Source organism: Chryseolinea sp. T2, assembly GCF_037203685.1.
Classification (GTDB): domain Bacteria; phylum Bacteroidota; class Bacteroidia; order Cytophagales; family Cyclobacteriaceae; genus Chryseolinea.
Window position 1 is genome coordinate 377817 of the sequence record NZ_JBBCAU010000008.1, and the last position, 16299, is coordinate 394115.

Consider the following 16299-nt stretch of genomic DNA (forward strand, 5'->3'; position numbering starts at 1 on the left):
TGATCGCCGTAGGCTGATCAGTTAATCATGCTGGCTTCAACTGTATTCTTCTCAGGACGGAGTGCGCGTACAGCGGCACCTGCCTGCCAGAGTTCGCTCTCACGTACTTCGCGGAGCTCTTCCGCGAGTTTCTCGCGATAGTCAGGCTTGCTGCAGGTTTCGATAGTGCGTTTTGCTTCCTGTCCGGTAGCAACGCTCTTATACAACTCCTGGAATACAGGCAATGTTGCTGCCTTGAACTTCTTCTTCCAGTCGAGTGCACCACGCTGAGCAGTAGTCGAACAGTTGGCATACATCCAGTCCATACCGTTTTCAGCAACAAGAGGCATAAGGCTCTGTGTCAACTCTTCAACAGTTTCGTTGAATGCTTCAGAAGGAGAGTGGCCGTTTGCACGCAATACTTCGTATTGTGCTTCGAAGATACCGGCGATAGCACCCATCAGAGTACCGCGCTCGCCAGTAAGATCTGAGTATACTTCTTTCTTGAAATCTGTTTCGAACAAATATCCTGCTCCTACGCCGATGCCAAGTGCGATAGCTTTCTGCTTTGCCTGACCGGTTGCATCCTGGAATATTGCATAGCTGGCGTTGATACCCTTACCCTGAAGGAAGAGGCGACGCACTGACGTTCCTGATCCTTTAGGTGCGGCGAGAATAACGTCTACGTCAGCAGAAGGAACGATGCCAGTCTGATCTTTAAATGTGATACCGAAGCCGTGTGAGAAATACAACGTCTTGCCCTTTGTGATGTGTGGCTTGATGGTTGGCCAGAGTTCAATCTGCCCTGCATCAGAGAGAAGGAATTGAATGATCGTTCCTTTTTTGGCAGCCTCTTCGATCTCGAACAATGTTTCGCCGGGAACCCATCCGTGTTCTACAGCTTTGTTCCATGTCTTGGAACCTTTGCGTTGTCCGATGATTACTTTGAAGCCGTTATCGCGGAGGTTCAACGCCTGAGCCGGACCCTGAACGCCATAACCGATGATAGCGATCGTTTCATTCTTCATGATATCCAGTGCCTTTTCCATTGGAAACTCTTCGCGGGTTACCACCTCTTCGATCGTTCCTCCAAAATTAATCTTTGCCATAGTTTGAGTTGTTATTAATAAGTGTTGTTGTACGTTTTTAAAAGTGCTTAGTCACTTAATTAGCAGTCCTTAGTCTTGAGTCCTGAGTCCTGAGTTTGGTTTGTAGTTGACTAGTTTGTAGTTGTCTTTACTATTAATACTCAAGACCCATTAAGGACTAAATACTCAGGACTAATTACTAATCAGCGAGTGTTTAGAACTGAGTTCGCAATACTCATTGCTTCCTTCATAATAGACCGCGTGTTCTACTTCAATCAGTTTTTCCAGCTGATGTTTCACCTTTTCGATCATATCGGGTGTAGTGAACAGGAGGACTACCGCCACGCCGCGTTTGAAATCACCTTCGTCTTCGTGGGCGATCAGTTTCTTGATCCGAACGCGCCGTCTGTTCAGGATGTTAACGATCCGGTTCAGGACGGAGAAATTGTTGTCGGAATGAATCTCGAGCGTGAAATCCTGTTTCATGTCTATATCGGTCAAAATTGTCTTTGTATGCGCTTGCGTAAGTGTCATTGCCGTGTCATTTAGTTTGTTGGTGGCTCGAGCAATACATCTCCTACTCCTGAGCCGGCTGGTACCATAGGGAATACGTTGTCTTCTTTGCCAACGACAACTTCAAGGAAGTATGGGCCTTTGGCATTCAACATTTCGCTAAGTGCGTCCTGCAGCTGGCCGCGATCTTCTACCTTACGGGCTGGTATACTATAAGCTTCAGCGAGCTTCACAAAGTCAGGGTTCTGCATTTCGGTAAACGAATAACGCTTGCCGTGGAAGAGCTGTTGCCACTGACGTACCATGCCGAGGAAGTTGTTGTTCAACACGACAATCTTCACCGGAATCTGATACTGCATGATGGTACCGAGTTCCTGAACCGTCATCTGGTATCCACCGTCGCCGATTACGGCCACCACCTGTTTGTCGGCCTGGCCCAGTTTAGCACCAATAGCGGCTGGCAGTGCGAATCCCATTGTGCCTGCGCCACCTGAGGTAACGTTAGCACGTGGATTCTTGTATTGATAGTAACGTGAAGTTACCATCTGGTGCTGGCCAACATCGGTGACTACGATAGCCTCTCCGTTAGTTTTGTTCGAGAGATGATTGATAACCTCAGCCATCGTAAGGACTCCTTCAGGATTAAATTCCTTGAGAATGACTTTATCATATTCAACCTGATTCAGCTTGCGAAAGCTTTCAATCCAGGCTTCGTGTTTGTTGAGGTCGCATCTGTTGATGAGAGCAGCGAGTGCCTCACGCGCATCGGCATGAACGGCCACATCGGCTTTGATGATCTTGTTGATCTCTGCTTTATCCAACTCGATGTGAACCACCTTTGCCTGCTTGGCATACTTGCTAACGTTGCCCGTTACACGGTCGTCGAAGCGCATACCAATCGCGATTAACACGTCACACTGATTAGTGTTAAGGTTGGGGCCATAATTTCCGTGCATTCCCAGGAACCCAACATAATTCGGGTGATCGTTAGGAATAGCTCCGAGGCCGAGTAACGTACAGGCTACCGGGATTCCAGTCTTCTCGGAGAAGGCTTTCAACTCTTCAGTAGCGCCCGATAGCAATACTCCCTGTCCCGCAAGTATGTAAGGCTTCTTCGCACCATTGATCAATGCGGCAGCTGCATCGATCTGGCTTTGCTGAAGCACAGGAGTTGGACGATAAGTCCGGATACTTTCACACTTCTCGTGCTTTACCGGCTCAATCATTTCGTTCTGTGCATTCTTCGTAATGTCGACGAGCACAGGTCCTGGTCTGCCGGAGGCAGCTATATAAAATGCTTTAGCAATAGCAGGAGCAATGTCTTTTGCTTCCGTTACCTGTATGTTCCATTTCGTTACCGGAATCGTTGTGTTCACCACATCAGTTTCCTGAAATGCATCTGTTCCCAGCAAGTGAGCAAACACCTGCCCGGTAACGCATACCAATGGAGTTGAATCGATCAAAGCATCTGCAAGACCTGTTACAAGATTTGTTGCTCCAGGTCCGGAAGTAGCAAACACAACGCCTACCTTACCCGTTACGCGGGCAAAACCCTGGGCGGCGTGAATGGCGCCCTGCTCATGACGCACAAGGATATGTGTGAGCTTTTCGGCATAACCATACAACGCATCGTATACCGGCATGATTGCTCCACCGGGATATCCGAAGATCAGGTCAGCGCCTTCAGCGACGAGACTATCCAACAAAACTTCAGAACCCGTGATCTTCAATTTTGGCTGCTCTGCTGAAGCTGCCTTAGTCTTGGTCAGTAACGCATCCATCGGCGGCGGTTTTTACTTGTTTTGCATACTTCTTCAATATTCCATCCTTAGCACGCAGTTCGGGTTGTTTCCATGCCGCCTTGCGCTTCGCCAGTGTCGCGTCATCAACCAAAAGGTTGATCGTATGACCCTGTACATCTATTTCAATCGGATCGTTGTCTTCAACAAGTCCAATTAATCCTCCTTCAAAAGCTTCGGGAGTAATATGCCCGATTACGAATCCATGAGATCCTCCGGAGAAGCGTCCGTCTGTGATCAGCGCAACACTCTTACCAAGGCCCGCGCCCATGATAGCGGAAGTTGGCTTGAGCATCTCTGGCATGCCGGGAGCGCCTTTAGGGCCTACGTTGCGTATGACGACGACATCACCAGCTTTGACTCGTCCCGACACTATTCCGTCGTTCAGTTCAAACTCGCTGTTGAATACACGAGCCGGACCTTTGAACTTCTCGCCTTCTTTACCAGTGATCTTAGCCACAGAACCCTTTGCTGCAAGGTTGCCATAGAGGATCTGAAGGTGACCTGTTGCCTTGATCGGTTTCTCGAGAGGAAGGATCACATCCTGAGCGTTGAAGTCGAGGGACTTCACATCTTTAAGATTCTCAGCAACGGTCTTTCCTGTGCAGGTGATACAATCACCATGGAGATAACCTTTCTCAAGCAGGTACTTCATCACTGCCGGAACACCTCCGATTTTATGGAGCGCTTCCATCAGGTATTTTCCGCTTGGCTTAAGGTCAGCGATCAACGGTGTCTTGTCGGAGATGCGCTGGAAGTCCTCCTGCGTAACTTCAACGCCTGCGCATGTTGCCATCGCGATCAGGTGAAGTACTGCATTTGTTGAACCTCCCAACACCATCACAACAGTAATAGCATTTTCAAATGCTTTCTTCGTCATGATGTCGCGGGGGCGCAGATCACGTTCAAGCAAATGATATATTGCTTTAGCCGCATCCCTGCACTCGTTGCTCTTCTCTTTGCTCAGGGCCGGATTGCTTGCAGAGTAGGGAAGTGACATACCCATTGCTTCTATTGCAGAAGCCATGGTATTTGCCGTATACATTCCGCCACATGCGCCGGCGCCGGGACATGAGTTTTGAATAATGCCTTTATAATCTTCAGGCGTGATGTTGCCTGCGAGTTTCTTGCCTAAAGCTTCGAACGCGGAGATGATATTGAGCTCCTGTCCTTTCCAATGTCCACCGGCAATCGTTCCGCCATAAACCATGATGGAAGGACGATTCAATCTTGCCATGGCCATCAAAGCACCGGGCATATTCTTGTCGCAACCTACAACGGCGATAAGTCCATCGTAGTATTGCGCTCCGCATACGGCTTCGATAGAGTCGGCGATGATCTCACGGCTTACCAGTGAGTAACGCATGCCTTCTGTTCCATTGCTCATGCCATCGCTGACGCCAATGGTATTGAAGATAAGACCGATGAGATCGTTGTCCCATACTGCCGTCTTTACCTCTTTTGCGAGATCGTTAAGGTGCATGTTGCAGGTGTTGCCGTCGTAGCCTGTGCTGACGATGCCCACCTGGGCCTTCTTAAGATCTGATTCAGTAAGTCCTATTCCGTAAAGCATTGCCTGCGCTGCAGGGAGCGTAGGATCTTGCGTGAGTGTTTTGCTGTATTTGTTAAGTTCCATGTTCTAGTTCAAAAAATTCTGTCGGATCACAACCTTATCCAACTCATTTGTGCGAAGCACTTTCTATTCTAATCGAGGCGGGGAAGCAATCTTTCAATCGCTTCACCATCCTCTGCATCTGGTTGTCAGATGATGACGTAGCTGAAAGACTTTTCCAATACCTGGCACTTGTACGCTTCCTGTACTGTGGTTCCGAGTCCATCGGCCCATTCCTTACGGAAAGGTTTTGCATCGATCGATTCGATGCCCGCTATTTCAGCAGCAGTGCCACAGAGGAATGCGCCATCAGCATCTTCCAGTTCTTCCGGCTTAATATTTTTCTCCACCACAGGTATTTCCAACTCGCGGCAGATGTTAAGTACTGTTTGTCTTGTTATGCCTGGCAGGATATGACCTGTTGCAGGCGTATAAAGTGTGCCCTCTTTCTCCATGAAGAAGTTGGCACCGGGTGCTTCGGCGACAAAGCCATTCATGTCGAGCATGAGCGCATCGTCGTAACCTCTCACTTTGGCCTCACTGGTGGCAAGCACCGAATTCACATAGTGACCGGTTACCTTCGACTCAATCTTGATCGAATTAGGATTGGGTCGCTGGTAGGACGAAAGGCAAAGCTTAAGCAAGCTATCGCCATGGTACTTGTCCCACTCCCAGGCGCACATCATCAGGTATACATCCTGAGGACGCACAAGACTCATCTGCGGACCGCAGTAAACGAGAGGCCGGATATATGCGTCCGACAGATCGTTCTTGCGCAGCAGCTGATAAGCGATCTGGATAAGCTCTTCGGTTTCGTACTGGAACGGAATGCCTACCAGGGCGCAACTGTTCTTCAGGCGATCGAAATGTTCCCGCGCCTTGAAGATCTTCACCCCATTGAGGGTGTTGTAGGCCCGAATGCCTTCAAAGGCACCGAACCCATAATGCAGGGTCTGGCTGTATAAATCCGTATGAGCATCGACTGCCTTAATGAACTTGCCGTTCAGGAAGAGAATCGTGTCGTTCGAATAGTACATATAACAATTGTTAGTTTGTTTTGCCCTGTATAAAACAAAACCGCCCCGATTGTGTCGGGGCGGTTTGTATATTCTTAATTCAATATGTTACACCATCGCCCCTTTGGGTTTGTAAATGACGACGACTAGCACAAGTGACAGCAAAGACGAGATGAACCTACCGGTCATCAGTTCGTATTTTGCTATTTGGCTGCTTTTCGACATATACTTTCGTGTGGCTACAATTTTCTAGAATTATCGTCTAGAGATCAAGGATTTGTTAGAAAATATTTACTAAAATGAATAGTAACAAATGTTAGGCAGGAATAGTCCTGAGTCTTGAGTCCTGAGTCTTGAGTATTTGGTCCTTACTAGTGCTAGTTTCTAGTACAATAACTAACGACTGTTTGTACTAGTAACCAATACTCAAGACTAAGGACTAAGGACTAAAGACTAACTATTAAGGTATTCCACGATTCCGTCGCGGATCGCCGTGAACGTCTGCACAAGAACCTCCTCTTTTTCCTCCAGAAGTGTAACGCGGAAGCCCTGCAACTCAGAGCAAAACGACGAGATGGGCACAACACACACACCTTTGGCGGCCAGCAGATAGTACACGAAACGCTTATCGAGAGGTATCGGCTGACTTGTCCAACCTTCTACGAGTACTCGTGCCTGTTCGTTGTCGATCTTCATTTTTTGTTCTGCCTTGAGCGTTCCTTCGCGGAAGATGATGGTGTTATAAAAAGCACCATACGTTTCATTGAACGTCAGCTGCGGAACGGTGTGCAAAATGTCTGCGATGATGCGGGCGCGTCTGCCTATATTCTCGTTTGTTGCCTCACGATATGTTTTGAAGCGCGGATCGCCGAATATCTTAGGGATAGCCAACTGAGGCAATTTCGTTGAGCAAACTTCAATCATCTTGGCATTGTCAAGCACATTGCAGAAACGATCGAAGTCCGGATCCTTATCACGATTGTAGTACTCCATCCATCCGCAGCGCGAACCGGGCCATGGCAATTCTTTTGAGATGCCCTTCATTGAAATGCCTGGAACGTCACCAATGATTTCTGCGAGTGAATACGCACGGGCACCATTGTATGTAATGTTCAGGTAGATCTCATCGGCGAAAATGAAAAGGTTGAACTCCTTCGCGATGGCGATAATACGCTGAAGTGTCTCCAGCGGATACACCATACCCGTAGGGTTGTCGGGGTTGATGATAAGTATGCCAACAACGTTTGGATTGTACTTCACCTTGTTGTACAGGTCGTCGAGATCAGGATACCAGTGATTATCGGGATCCAGCCGATAGGTCAGGGGTTCATGTCCTGCGTGTGCGGCCTCTGCACTCGAGTGAGTAGAGTATGCAGGTGAAGGACCGATCACGCGAGCCGTATGCGCGAGGAACTGATAGGCTTTTGAAATAGCATCGCCCAAACCATTGAAGAAGCAAATGTCTTCCGGTGAGATCTGAACACCTCCATACGCATTGGTTTGCGCCGCCAGGAACTGACGCGTTTCCAGCATACCCTTGGAAGGACAATAGCTGTATACATCATCACTTTTTACGAGATCCGCGATCACGTCTTTGATCCATTGTGGAAGCTTATGATTCTTCTGGATCGGGTCTCCAATGTTCTCCCATGAGATGCGCATGCCGAGCTTCTTAAGTTGCTCAGCCTTCTTTACAATCTCCCGTATCTCATACGAAAGTTCGTTCGCTCCCTCTGCGAGTAGTCTTTGTCGCATGGCATTTGATTTTTCGGGGCGATGTTGACGCTTTTGTAGTTAGGAACCAAGAAAATAATTGAGAATTGAGAATTGAAAATTTAGAATTTTAAAGTCCGAGTCCGTCGTGGCTAGTATTTTCCCTATCATCTCCATCTTCACGTTGGGTGAATAAACCACATTAGGTGTGGAAAATCCTTCTGTCATCCGCATGCAATGGCTATCAAAAGAAAACATCCAGTGCATTTCTTTATACACAGCAGGTAAGTTATTGTTAATCCGAAACCGGGCATTGGTAATAGATGGCTGCTTTTTTTGCCGAAGGATAAACCAGTGCTTTAAGTCCAAAGCTGAAAGCTCAATTCAGGGCTATTGGTCGGCGCAATAATTGACATGGCGAACCGGTTTATCCGCTTAGTGAACTGATATGATTGTATTGCGCCTGTTTGTCCTGCTCATGTTGCCTCTGATAATCGCGAATGAATTGAGGGCGCAGTCGGCTGATTCTTCTGCGAACGTTGTATTGGAGCAGAAGAAGTTTCTTACCCTGGTTAATGCCAATCGCGAACAAAGCTACATCACATTTGGCAGCGGCATTGGCAACCTCGAGCCACTGATATTTGAAGGCAAGCTATCACCCAGTTACTTTTTCACAGGGAAGCAGCGAAGCTGGGCGTTTATGATGAATCCCCAGGTCACGATCCGTATGCTGGACAAAAAATCCCAGCCGATCCGGAATCCGAGCTATAAAGTTTACCTGACCTACTATAAGGAGATCAAGTTTTGGGAGAAGAGTTTCCTTCGAAAGATCTTTTATGATAACGCGATTGTGTTTGCATCACTGGCCCATCATAGCAATGGTCAGGATGGTTCGTTCTATGTATCGGATAGTACAAAGGAAGTGAACACCGAGAATGGAAACTTCTCCACCAATTTCCTTGAGTTCGGGGTATCGGCGTATCAGATAAAGGAGTTTGATAAAGACTACTTTTCAATCAGGGAAGTGAGAGCATGGATGGAAGTCCATCCGCCCGGATGGTCGGCCGAGGAACTTGACAACCTGTACGGCTACTTCAGAATGTATGGAAAGGTTGGTTTGGTAGGTCCAACAAAAAGGAGAGAAAATGACGGAGTCAACCGATGGTTACAGCACTCAAGCCTTGAGTTAAAGAGCGGATGGATATTCGGTAAGATGGATGGTGCGAGTCCGTTTGATTTTTATAAGCGATTTGTTCTCGACGTCACATACAAATACTATCCGACCTGGTTTGATGAGATTGCTTTCTTTCTGCGCTTCTACCAGGGCCAGGACTATTACAATATCTACTTTGTGAACGAGCCGCTCACCCAACTAAGCATCGGCATCACGTCGAACATTATGAGCTTCAAACAAACGGCAAAAACGCTGAGCACGAAAACGATCAGAAATTAAGAATTAAGAATTATGAATTAGCGACAGCCTTACGGCTGATTGCGGTAAACGACTGCAGTCGTGATTTTAAATGCCGACCAGCTAATTCAACAATTCTTCGCGTTAAGAACTGTGAATCGTTTTAATTACAATGAAGATTACGAAATCTTCACAGCGTTCTTAGAACTAATCTTTCGCCAAACCATTTTAAAGATCTCCATTGCAAGCAGTATTGATAGAGCTGCCGGTAAGAGAATAAGCCATTCGCGAAGCGTGATCGGTTCGAGTTGTAGCGTCTCATTCAGACCAGGAATATATGCTGCAGCGATGTGTACGCTCTGGGCAACGATCAATCCGATGATCAATGTATAGTTGTTACGCAGCGGGATCCTGAAGAGACTTTCCGTTTCAGAGCGACAGTTGAGCGCGTGGAAGTTCTGAAGGAATACCATGAGCATCATCACAACTGATCGGGCGTGGCGTTCGCCGTAGGCTTCGTGATCAAGAAGAAACAACCAGGCTCCGAAAAGAACGCCGGCCATTACCAAACCGGAGACCAGCATCTGCGAATTCATCAGTTTATCGAATATGCTTTCGTCCGGTTTGCGCGGCGGGCTTTGCATGACAGAGCCATGTCCCTTTTCAAATGACAAGGCGATATCCTGAATTCCATTGGTCACCAGATTCAGCCATAACAATTGAACTGCAATGAAAGGGAGTGGGAGATTAAATATGATGGCCAGTGCAACAATAAGGAGTTCGGCGGCGCCCGTTGAAATGAGCAGATAGATAACCTTACGCAAGTTGCTGAACGTTATTCGTCCTTCTTCTACACCAGCTGTTATAGAAGCGAAATTGTTGTCGGTGATGATGATTGACGAGGCCTCTTTGGCGAGGTCCGTGCCTCCGCCCATAGCCACTCCGATGTGCGCTGATTTCAAGGCAGGGGCGTCGTTTGCTCCATCGCCAGTAACGGCTACAAAGTGTCCGAGAGCTTTAAAGGCTTCTACAATGCGTTGCTTTTGAAGTGGAGCAACACGGGCGAAGACCATTTTGTCTTTGATCTTTTCCGCCATTTGTTTTGGATCCACATTATCAAAGGCAGAGAGCTCGGTGCCCGTGATAACCTCTTCGCGTTTGGAAACGATGCCCAGTGATTTGCCAATGGCAAGGGCAGTAGCAGGATGGTCGCCTGTAACCATCACTACACGAATGCCGGCCTGTTGACATTTGATGACCGCCTCTTTTGCTTCTTCGCGCAGCGGGTCGATCATGCCAATAAGCCCCAGGAGCTCAAGCGGAGGGAGCTGATCCCGCGATGTATTTTGAACAGATGCACCAGCCATGGCCAGCACCCGAAAGCCGTCGGCTGCCATTTGTTCGGAAACATCTTTTATCTTCACCTGCTGATCTTCCTTCAACATCTTTCCAACTACTTCAACAGCTCCCTTCATAGCATAGAACGTCTGTCCATCCTGTTTGTAGAAAACCGCCGAATATTTCTGCTCGGATTCGTAAGGTATCATCTCCAATACCTCTCCTTTACTTTTAAATGTACCAGGTTCTTTTCCAATCTTATAGGCCAATGCTCTGATGGCCACATCGACCGAATCACCACTGTGTTCCCAGCCAATATCGGTCTTTCGCAAGATGCCTTCATTGGCGAGAATGCTGGCGACTAGAAATTTCTCCAGGGCACCCGTTGCTTCCGCTGGTTTGTTCTTGTCGTCGGTTATGGTTCCTTCCCCCGTATAGCCAATACCCGTCACGTTGTAGAAGATGCCATCGGGCATGTATAACTTTTGAACCGATTGCTGATCCATCGTAAGTGTGCCTGTCTTATCGCTTGCGATAAGGGTGCAACTTCCCAGTCCTTCAACGGCAGGCAGCTTCCTCACGATTACATTACGACGGGCCATTCGCCTGGTTCCAATCGACAGCGCGACGGTGAGAGCGACCGGCAGCCCCTCCGGTATAGCCGATACGCCAACGGCTACCATCAGGAAGAATACTTCACGCGCTGGCATTCCTTCGAAGTAGCCAATGATGCCCAGGGCGATGCACACAAAAACAACGATCACGCTGATGCGGCGACTGAAAGATTCCATCCTTCTTTCCAGGGGTGGCTTCTCCGGCTCTGTTGTTCTCAACGAGTCGGCTATCCGGCCGATTTCGGTATGCTGTGCCGTGGCAGTTACGATTCCGATGCCCCGACCCTTTTGAACCGTCGTCGCGGCAAATGCCATATTCAATTGATCACCCAGTGAATGTTCTGCATTGGCATCCAATGGCTCGATATTCTTGACAACTGCAACAGACTCTCCTGTAAGCAGAGCTTCCTCTATTGCCAGATCCCTGGCCTCAAGCAGACGGAGGTCGGCCGGAATCTTGTTCCCCGACTCAAGGAGTACAACATCTCCCGGCACCAACTCTTCCGAATCGATTTCATGAATCTTGTTTCCACGACGAACGCGCGTCATCACCTTCACCATGTCGCGCAATGCTTTGGCGCTGTTCTCAGCGCGTGATTCCTGGTATGTTCCCAGAACTGCATTGATGGTGATGATTGCTGTGATAAATATTGCATCGCCCGAGTCGCCTGTAAACAATGAGATTACTGCAGCGGCAATAAGGACGTATATTAATGGATTGAGGAACTGAGATAGAAAAATGCGCAGCAGTGTCTTCGACTTTGGCTGAGGGATATTATTCCTGCCGTGCTGTTCCAGCCTTTTCTTCACCTCGCCGTCGCTTAGGCCCTCAGTTGACGCCGAAAGTTTAGTCACGACGTCCGGGCCTGACAGTAAGTAGAATTTTTCACTACTCATGATTTTGTGGGTTAATCAATGAATTCCCTATAAGATAGGGCCAAATCATTGAACGATCCCCTGGCGACGTGTTATTTCAAAGAAGTTTCCGTTAATGAATACGAATTCTTCAGTCTCAGACTTTTAGTTTCAGCCCAACCACGTTTTCGACATGCATAGTGTGAGGGAACATATCCACAGGTTGGACATCTTCGATCACATATCGCTCAGCGAGGATCTTCAGGTCGCGTGCCTGCGTAGCGGGATTACAACTGACATAAACGATACGTTTCGGTCCCGCTTTCAGGAGCATGCGCGACACATCCTCATGCATGCCTGCGCGTGGAGGGTCCGTTATTACAGTATCGGGGCGACCATGCAGACTGAGAAACTCATCATCAAGCAGGTCTTTGATATCGCCAGCGTAAAAATCTGTGTTGGTAATATTATTTAGTTTCGAGTTCACTTTTGCGTCCTCGATTGCGGCAGCGACATACTCAAGCCCCACTACCTTTTTAGCCTTATTAGCAACAAAGTTTGCAATCGTTCCCGTTCCCGTGTACAAATCATAAACAAGTTCGTCACCACGCAATTGGGCCATATCGAATGCGATCTGATACAGGCGATGGGCCTGAACTGAATTTGTCTGATAGAATGATTTGGGCCCGACACGGAATTGAAGTGTACTTTGTCCGTCCGCAGAAGGCATCTGCTCTGTTATATAAGGTGTTCCCTTCCAGGTAAGAATGTTCAGATCAGCAAACGTATCGTTCTTCTTACCATTAATCACGTGCATGAACGACGTTATCGAAGGAAAATCGCGTTCGAGCCGTGACAGCAGTAAATCCACCCATTCCATCCGGTCATAAGTGACCTGCAGGATAACCATCACCTCGCCACTGGTAGTAGTTCGAATGGTGACGGTTCTGAGATATCCTATTTGTTTCCTCAGATCGAAGAACGGAATGTCGTGCCGGAGCGCTTCATCTTTCAGGGCAAGTCGTATGGCGTTGGATGGATCCGCTTGTAAATGACACTCAATTACATCAAACACGAGATCATACTTCCTGGGAATGTGATATCCCAACGCCGGTTCCGGATTCCCCCAGGGATTTCCAGTTGCCTCTTTCCGCGCGGACATTTCGTCGAATGTGAGCCATCGCTGCGCGGAGAACGTGAAGTCGAGTTTGTTACGATAATAACGCGTTTCAGGAGCGCCAACGATTGGCCGAATGGATGGAAGTTCTAATCCGCCGATGCGTTCAAGGTTGTCGACAACCTGCTTTTGCTTGTACTGAAGCTGCGTTTCATATTGAATGTGCTGCCAGGAGCAGCCGCCGCAGGTACCAAAATGCTGGCAAAAAGGGGTAGCGCGGGCTTCAGAATAGCGCTTAATTCTCTTTACACGCCCCTCCAGGAAGGAGCTTTTTATTTTAGTCAACTCTACATCTACTGTATCGCCGGGTGCACCGCCGTCCAGAAAGATCACCAGACCGCCGATACGGGACAGGCATTTGCCTTCGGCCGCCATGGTTTCGACTACAATATCCTCGATTATGTCTCCTTTTTTCATGGGGGCGTCAAAATACACAAAACGGGGGTTTTATGCCTTCAACCATTTGTCTATCTTGAGTGTCTTATGGGTTGATATGAAGCGGATTTTACTGGCGATTCTATTGCTTATTTCCCTACCCTCCTTCGCATCGCACATTGTCGGTGGCGAATTCGAGATTAGCCATATTTCAGGGAACAGTTACCGGATCAACCTGATTCTATATTTCGATGTGCTTAATGGCTCCTCAGGCGCCCGCGATAATGCCATAACCGCAGTGATCTACCGGAAAAGTGACAATGCTCTGATGAGGAGTGTGAGCTTTTCCAACCCTGCTGAATCTCCGGTACAATACACGCAACCTAGTTGTTCACACGGAGAGGTGGTGACCACGAAAATGGTTTATAGCACAACGGTCACGCTATCTGACTCACAGTATTCAGACCCGGCGGGATACTATATTATATGGGAACGTTGCTGTCGGAATTACACCATCACCAACGTTTACAGCAACGATCCGGCGGTAAGCTCACTTGCTGCGGGCCAGACATTTTATCTCGAATTTCCTCCCGTGGTAAAAAATGGAACGTCATTCATCAATTCAACGCCGCACCTGTTTCCGCCACTCAGTGACTATGCGTGCCCACGGAAACCATACTTTGTCGACTTCGCCGGTGTTGACGACGATGGTGATTCGCTTGCTTACTCGCTGGTAACGCCCTTAAGTACACACACAATTGATGCCTTTCCTCCATTGTTGCCGCGACCGTATCCGGAAGTGGCCTGGCGTCCACCCTTCAGTCTCAATAATATTATCAATGGTGCCCCTGATCTTCGTATCAGCACCGACGGATTGCTCACGGCGACACCGATGCAGCAGGGGTTGTTCGTATTTGCAGTGAAGTGTGAGGAGTATCGCAATGGAGTTAAGATTGGAGAAGTTCGCAGAGACTTTCAAATGCTTGTTGTTGATGCGTGTCCGAGGGCCGAGCCTCCGCAGATCAAGGGGCGTAAACTTGCCGACGCCACCTTCAGCTATGATGAGCAGATGTCAGTAACATTTGCCAACGTACCCGATGCCGACCGTTGCATTGAAGTAGAGGTTTCTGACCCCGATGCATTGAGTCCGGATGACAACATGACGGAGAACGTAAGGATCAAAGCTATTGCTATCGGCTTCAAAAAGAACGTCTCCGATATTCTGCCTGCTCAGGTATCCGCCACGCTCATTAACGGCAGCACGAGACGTTTTCAGATCTGCTTCGATGAATGCCCTCTTGTAAACGGTCCATTCAAAGTGGGCATCGTTGCTTTCGATGATGCGTGTAGCGTGCCGTTGAGCGATACACTCGTGATCACGGTAAATATTCAACCGCCGCCTAATCAGCTCGCGCAGTTTCTCACACCCGACGTGGAGGAAACGGTTGCCGAGGGAACTACTAAGTCATGGCCAATTAAGGGAATGGACCCGGACGGCGATCAGCTGGTTGTCGGCGTCGTAACCGATAATTTCGTACTGGCCGACGTGGGCATGCAGATCGTTCAGCATCAGCTGGCAAATGGCGTTTACGAAGCCGAGCTTATATGGGATACACATTGCGACATTGCAGACTTCAAATACAAGTCGGAGTTCAACATCAAAATCCTTCTCGACGATGTCGACAAATGTCTTTTGGCGCAGCCCGATATTATGGAATTCAAGCTGAAGGTCGACCTTCCGCCAAACGTTCCGCCAATCATCGATTCCGATCTTACAGCTAATCCGGCCGAGCGCTATGTAACGGGCATCACCCGAAAAGTAAATGAGTCTTTATTCTTTCACGTCATGGGGCGCGACGACGATAATGATCACCTGGTTCTGGGTGGTCAGGGCGTTGGGTTCACCATGGCTGATTACAATATTTCCTTTCCGGGTGCCAGCGGTAATGGAGCGGTAGTCTCGCCATTTTCATGGAATGTATTCTGCGACAACGTCGATCTGAAGAAGCGCGACCAATTCACATTCCGTTTTATTCTTGTCGACGACAATAACCGATGCAAGGTATATCAGGCAGATACGCTGGATGTAACGGTGAAGCTGCTTCCTCCCGATAACGATGCTCCGACACTGCAGATCACCAGTCTTGAAAAGGATATGCCCATGACAAATGGCGGTGTAGCTGCAATGATAGGTCAGCAGATAACGCTTGGTCTATCGGCAACTGATCCGGATGTCGCGCCGCAGGCGGACATGCTGCATCTGGACCTCATCGATGTGCAGGGCGGCGCAGACGGCTATATCTTTGAAGCGGCTGACGGCCGGCGATCCGTGAGCAGCACCTTTGCCTGGCTTCCCGAATGTAAAATACTGGGAGGAGAAGATGAAGCTTCGTTCACCTTCACATTCAACGTCACCGACGATCGTTGCTGGAGTCAGAAGGGAGATACTGTTGCAGTAGACGTCACGGTTCACGATGTTGACCGCGACGACGAAGATTTCCTGCCCCCCAATATCATTACTCCGAATGGCGATGACAAGAACGACTTCTTCGCCATGGTGAGGGAAGATCCCATAACGCATGAGCTCGTGAACATTCTGCCCACAGACAACTGTGATGGCCACTTTGAGGGGATATTCATCGTGAACCGCTGGGGCATGGAAGTATATAATTCATCCGATCGCGATTTCCGATGGTACGCCGACAATCAGGCTGCAGGGGTCTACTTCTATACATTGAAGTACTCAGACCGCGACTATAAGGGCACGGTGAGCGTGGCTTATTTTGAGGACCAGGCGAAGAAGAATTAG

General features: G+C 48.5%; 10 protein-coding genes. 2 read left to right on the forward strand and 8 right to left on the reverse strand.

What is annotated here, in order from left to right:
* Nucleotides 1–17: 17 nt before the first annotated feature.
* The 6 genes from ilvC to WBG78_RS24775 all read right to left on the reverse strand — a co-directional run bounded on the left by ilvC (nt 18) and on the right by WBG78_RS24775 (nt 7762).
* On the reverse strand, nt 18–1088 hold the full coding sequence (gene ilvC, locus WBG78_RS24750) for a ketol-acid reductoisomerase (protein WP_337329197.1): 1071 nt from the start codon (nt 1086–1088) through the stop codon (nt 18–20).
* 171 nt (nt 1089–1259) lie between these two features.
* Nucleotides 1260–1553 carry a hypothetical protein gene (locus WBG78_RS24755; protein WP_337329198.1) on the reverse strand — a complete coding sequence of 98 codons (294 nt, stop codon included), beginning with the start codon at nt 1551–1553 and terminating at the stop codon, nt 1260–1262.
* A gap of 59 nt (nt 1554–1612) precedes the next feature.
* The gene (gene ilvB, locus WBG78_RS24760) at nt 1613–3361 is read right to left on the reverse strand and encodes a biosynthetic-type acetolactate synthase large subunit (RefSeq protein ID WP_337329199.1); all 1749 of its coding nucleotides are present in this window, start codon (nt 3359–3361) and stop codon (nt 1613–1615) included.
* Complete coding sequence (gene ilvD / locus WBG78_RS24765; RefSeq protein ID WP_337329200.1) at nt 3336–5015, reverse strand: dihydroxy-acid dehydratase; 1680 nt, start codon at nt 5013–5015, stop codon at nt 3336–3338. The genes ilvB and ilvD overlap by 26 nt, the downstream gene beginning before the upstream one ends.
* 125 nt (nt 5016–5140) lie before the next feature.
* Complete coding sequence (locus tag WBG78_RS24770; RefSeq protein WP_337329201.1) at nt 5141–6028, reverse strand: branched-chain amino acid transaminase; 888 nt, start codon at nt 6026–6028, stop codon at nt 5141–5143.
* Nucleotides 6029–6460: 432 nt separating this feature from the next.
* On the reverse strand, nt 6461–7762 hold the full coding sequence (locus WBG78_RS24775; protein ID WP_337329202.1) for a pyridoxal phosphate-dependent aminotransferase: 1302 nt from the start codon (nt 7760–7762) through the stop codon (nt 6461–6463).
* A 406-nt stretch (nt 7763–8168) separates the two neighbouring features.
* Here WBG78_RS24775 and WBG78_RS24780 point away from each other — a divergent pair, with 406 nt between their 5' ends.
* The gene (locus WBG78_RS24780; RefSeq protein WP_337329203.1) at nt 8169–9173 is read left to right on the forward strand and encodes a hypothetical protein; all 1005 of its coding nucleotides are present in this window, start codon (nt 8169–8171) and stop codon (nt 9171–9173) included.
* A gap of 137 nt (nt 9174–9310) precedes the next feature.
* On the opposite strand, the gene WBG78_RS24785 is transcribed toward WBG78_RS24780, so the two are convergent.
* On the reverse strand, nt 9311–11980 hold the full coding sequence (locus WBG78_RS24785) for a cation-translocating P-type ATPase (protein ID WP_337329204.1): 2670 nt from the start codon (nt 11978–11980) through the stop codon (nt 9311–9313).
* A 115-nt stretch (nt 11981–12095) separates the two neighbouring features.
* On the reverse strand, nt 12096–13532 hold the full coding sequence (rlmD, locus tag WBG78_RS24790; RefSeq protein WP_337329205.1) for a 23S rRNA (uracil(1939)-C(5))-methyltransferase RlmD: 1437 nt from the start codon (nt 13530–13532) through the stop codon (nt 12096–12098).
* Between the two features lie 76 nt (nt 13533–13608).
* Here rlmD and WBG78_RS24795 point away from each other — a divergent pair, with 76 nt between their 5' ends.
* Entirely contained in the window at nt 13609–16299 is a 2691-nt protein-coding gene (locus WBG78_RS24795) for a gliding motility-associated C-terminal domain-containing protein (protein WP_337329206.1), read from the forward strand.

Coding starts and splice junctions, on each gene's coding strand:
- WBG78_RS24780 (WP_337329203.1), top strand. CDS start 8,169: ATGATTGTATTGCGCCTGTTTGTCCTGCTCATGTTGCCTCTGATAATC.
- ilvC (WP_337329197.1), bottom strand. CDS start 1,088: ATGGCAAAGATTAATTTTGGAGGAACGATCGAAGAGGTGGTAACCCGC.
- ilvB (WP_337329199.1), bottom strand. CDS start 3,361: ATGGATGCGTTACTGACCAAGACTAAGGCAGCTTCAGCAGAGCAGCCA.
- WBG78_RS24755 (WP_337329198.1), bottom strand. CDS start 1,553: ATGAAACAGGATTTCACGCTCGAGATTCATTCCGACAACAATTTCTCC.
- WBG78_RS24775 (WP_337329202.1), bottom strand. CDS start 7,762: ATGCGACAAAGACTACTCGCAGAGGGAGCGAACGAACTTTCGTATGAG.
- WBG78_RS24770 (WP_337329201.1), bottom strand. CDS start 6,028: ATGTACTATTCGAACGACACGATTCTCTTCCTGAACGGCAAGTTCATT.
- WBG78_RS24795 (WP_337329206.1), top strand. CDS start 13,609: ATGAAGCGGATTTTACTGGCGATTCTATTGCTTATTTCCCTACCCTCC.
- ilvD (WP_337329200.1), bottom strand. CDS start 5,015: ATGGAACTTAACAAATACAGCAAAACACTCACGCAAGATCCTACGCTC.
- rlmD (WP_337329205.1), bottom strand. CDS start 13,532: ATGAAAAAAGGAGACATAATCGAGGATATTGTAGTCGAAACCATGGCG.
- WBG78_RS24785 (WP_337329204.1), bottom strand. CDS start 11,980: ATGAGTAGTGAAAAATTCTACTTACTGTCAGGCCCGGACGTCGTGACT.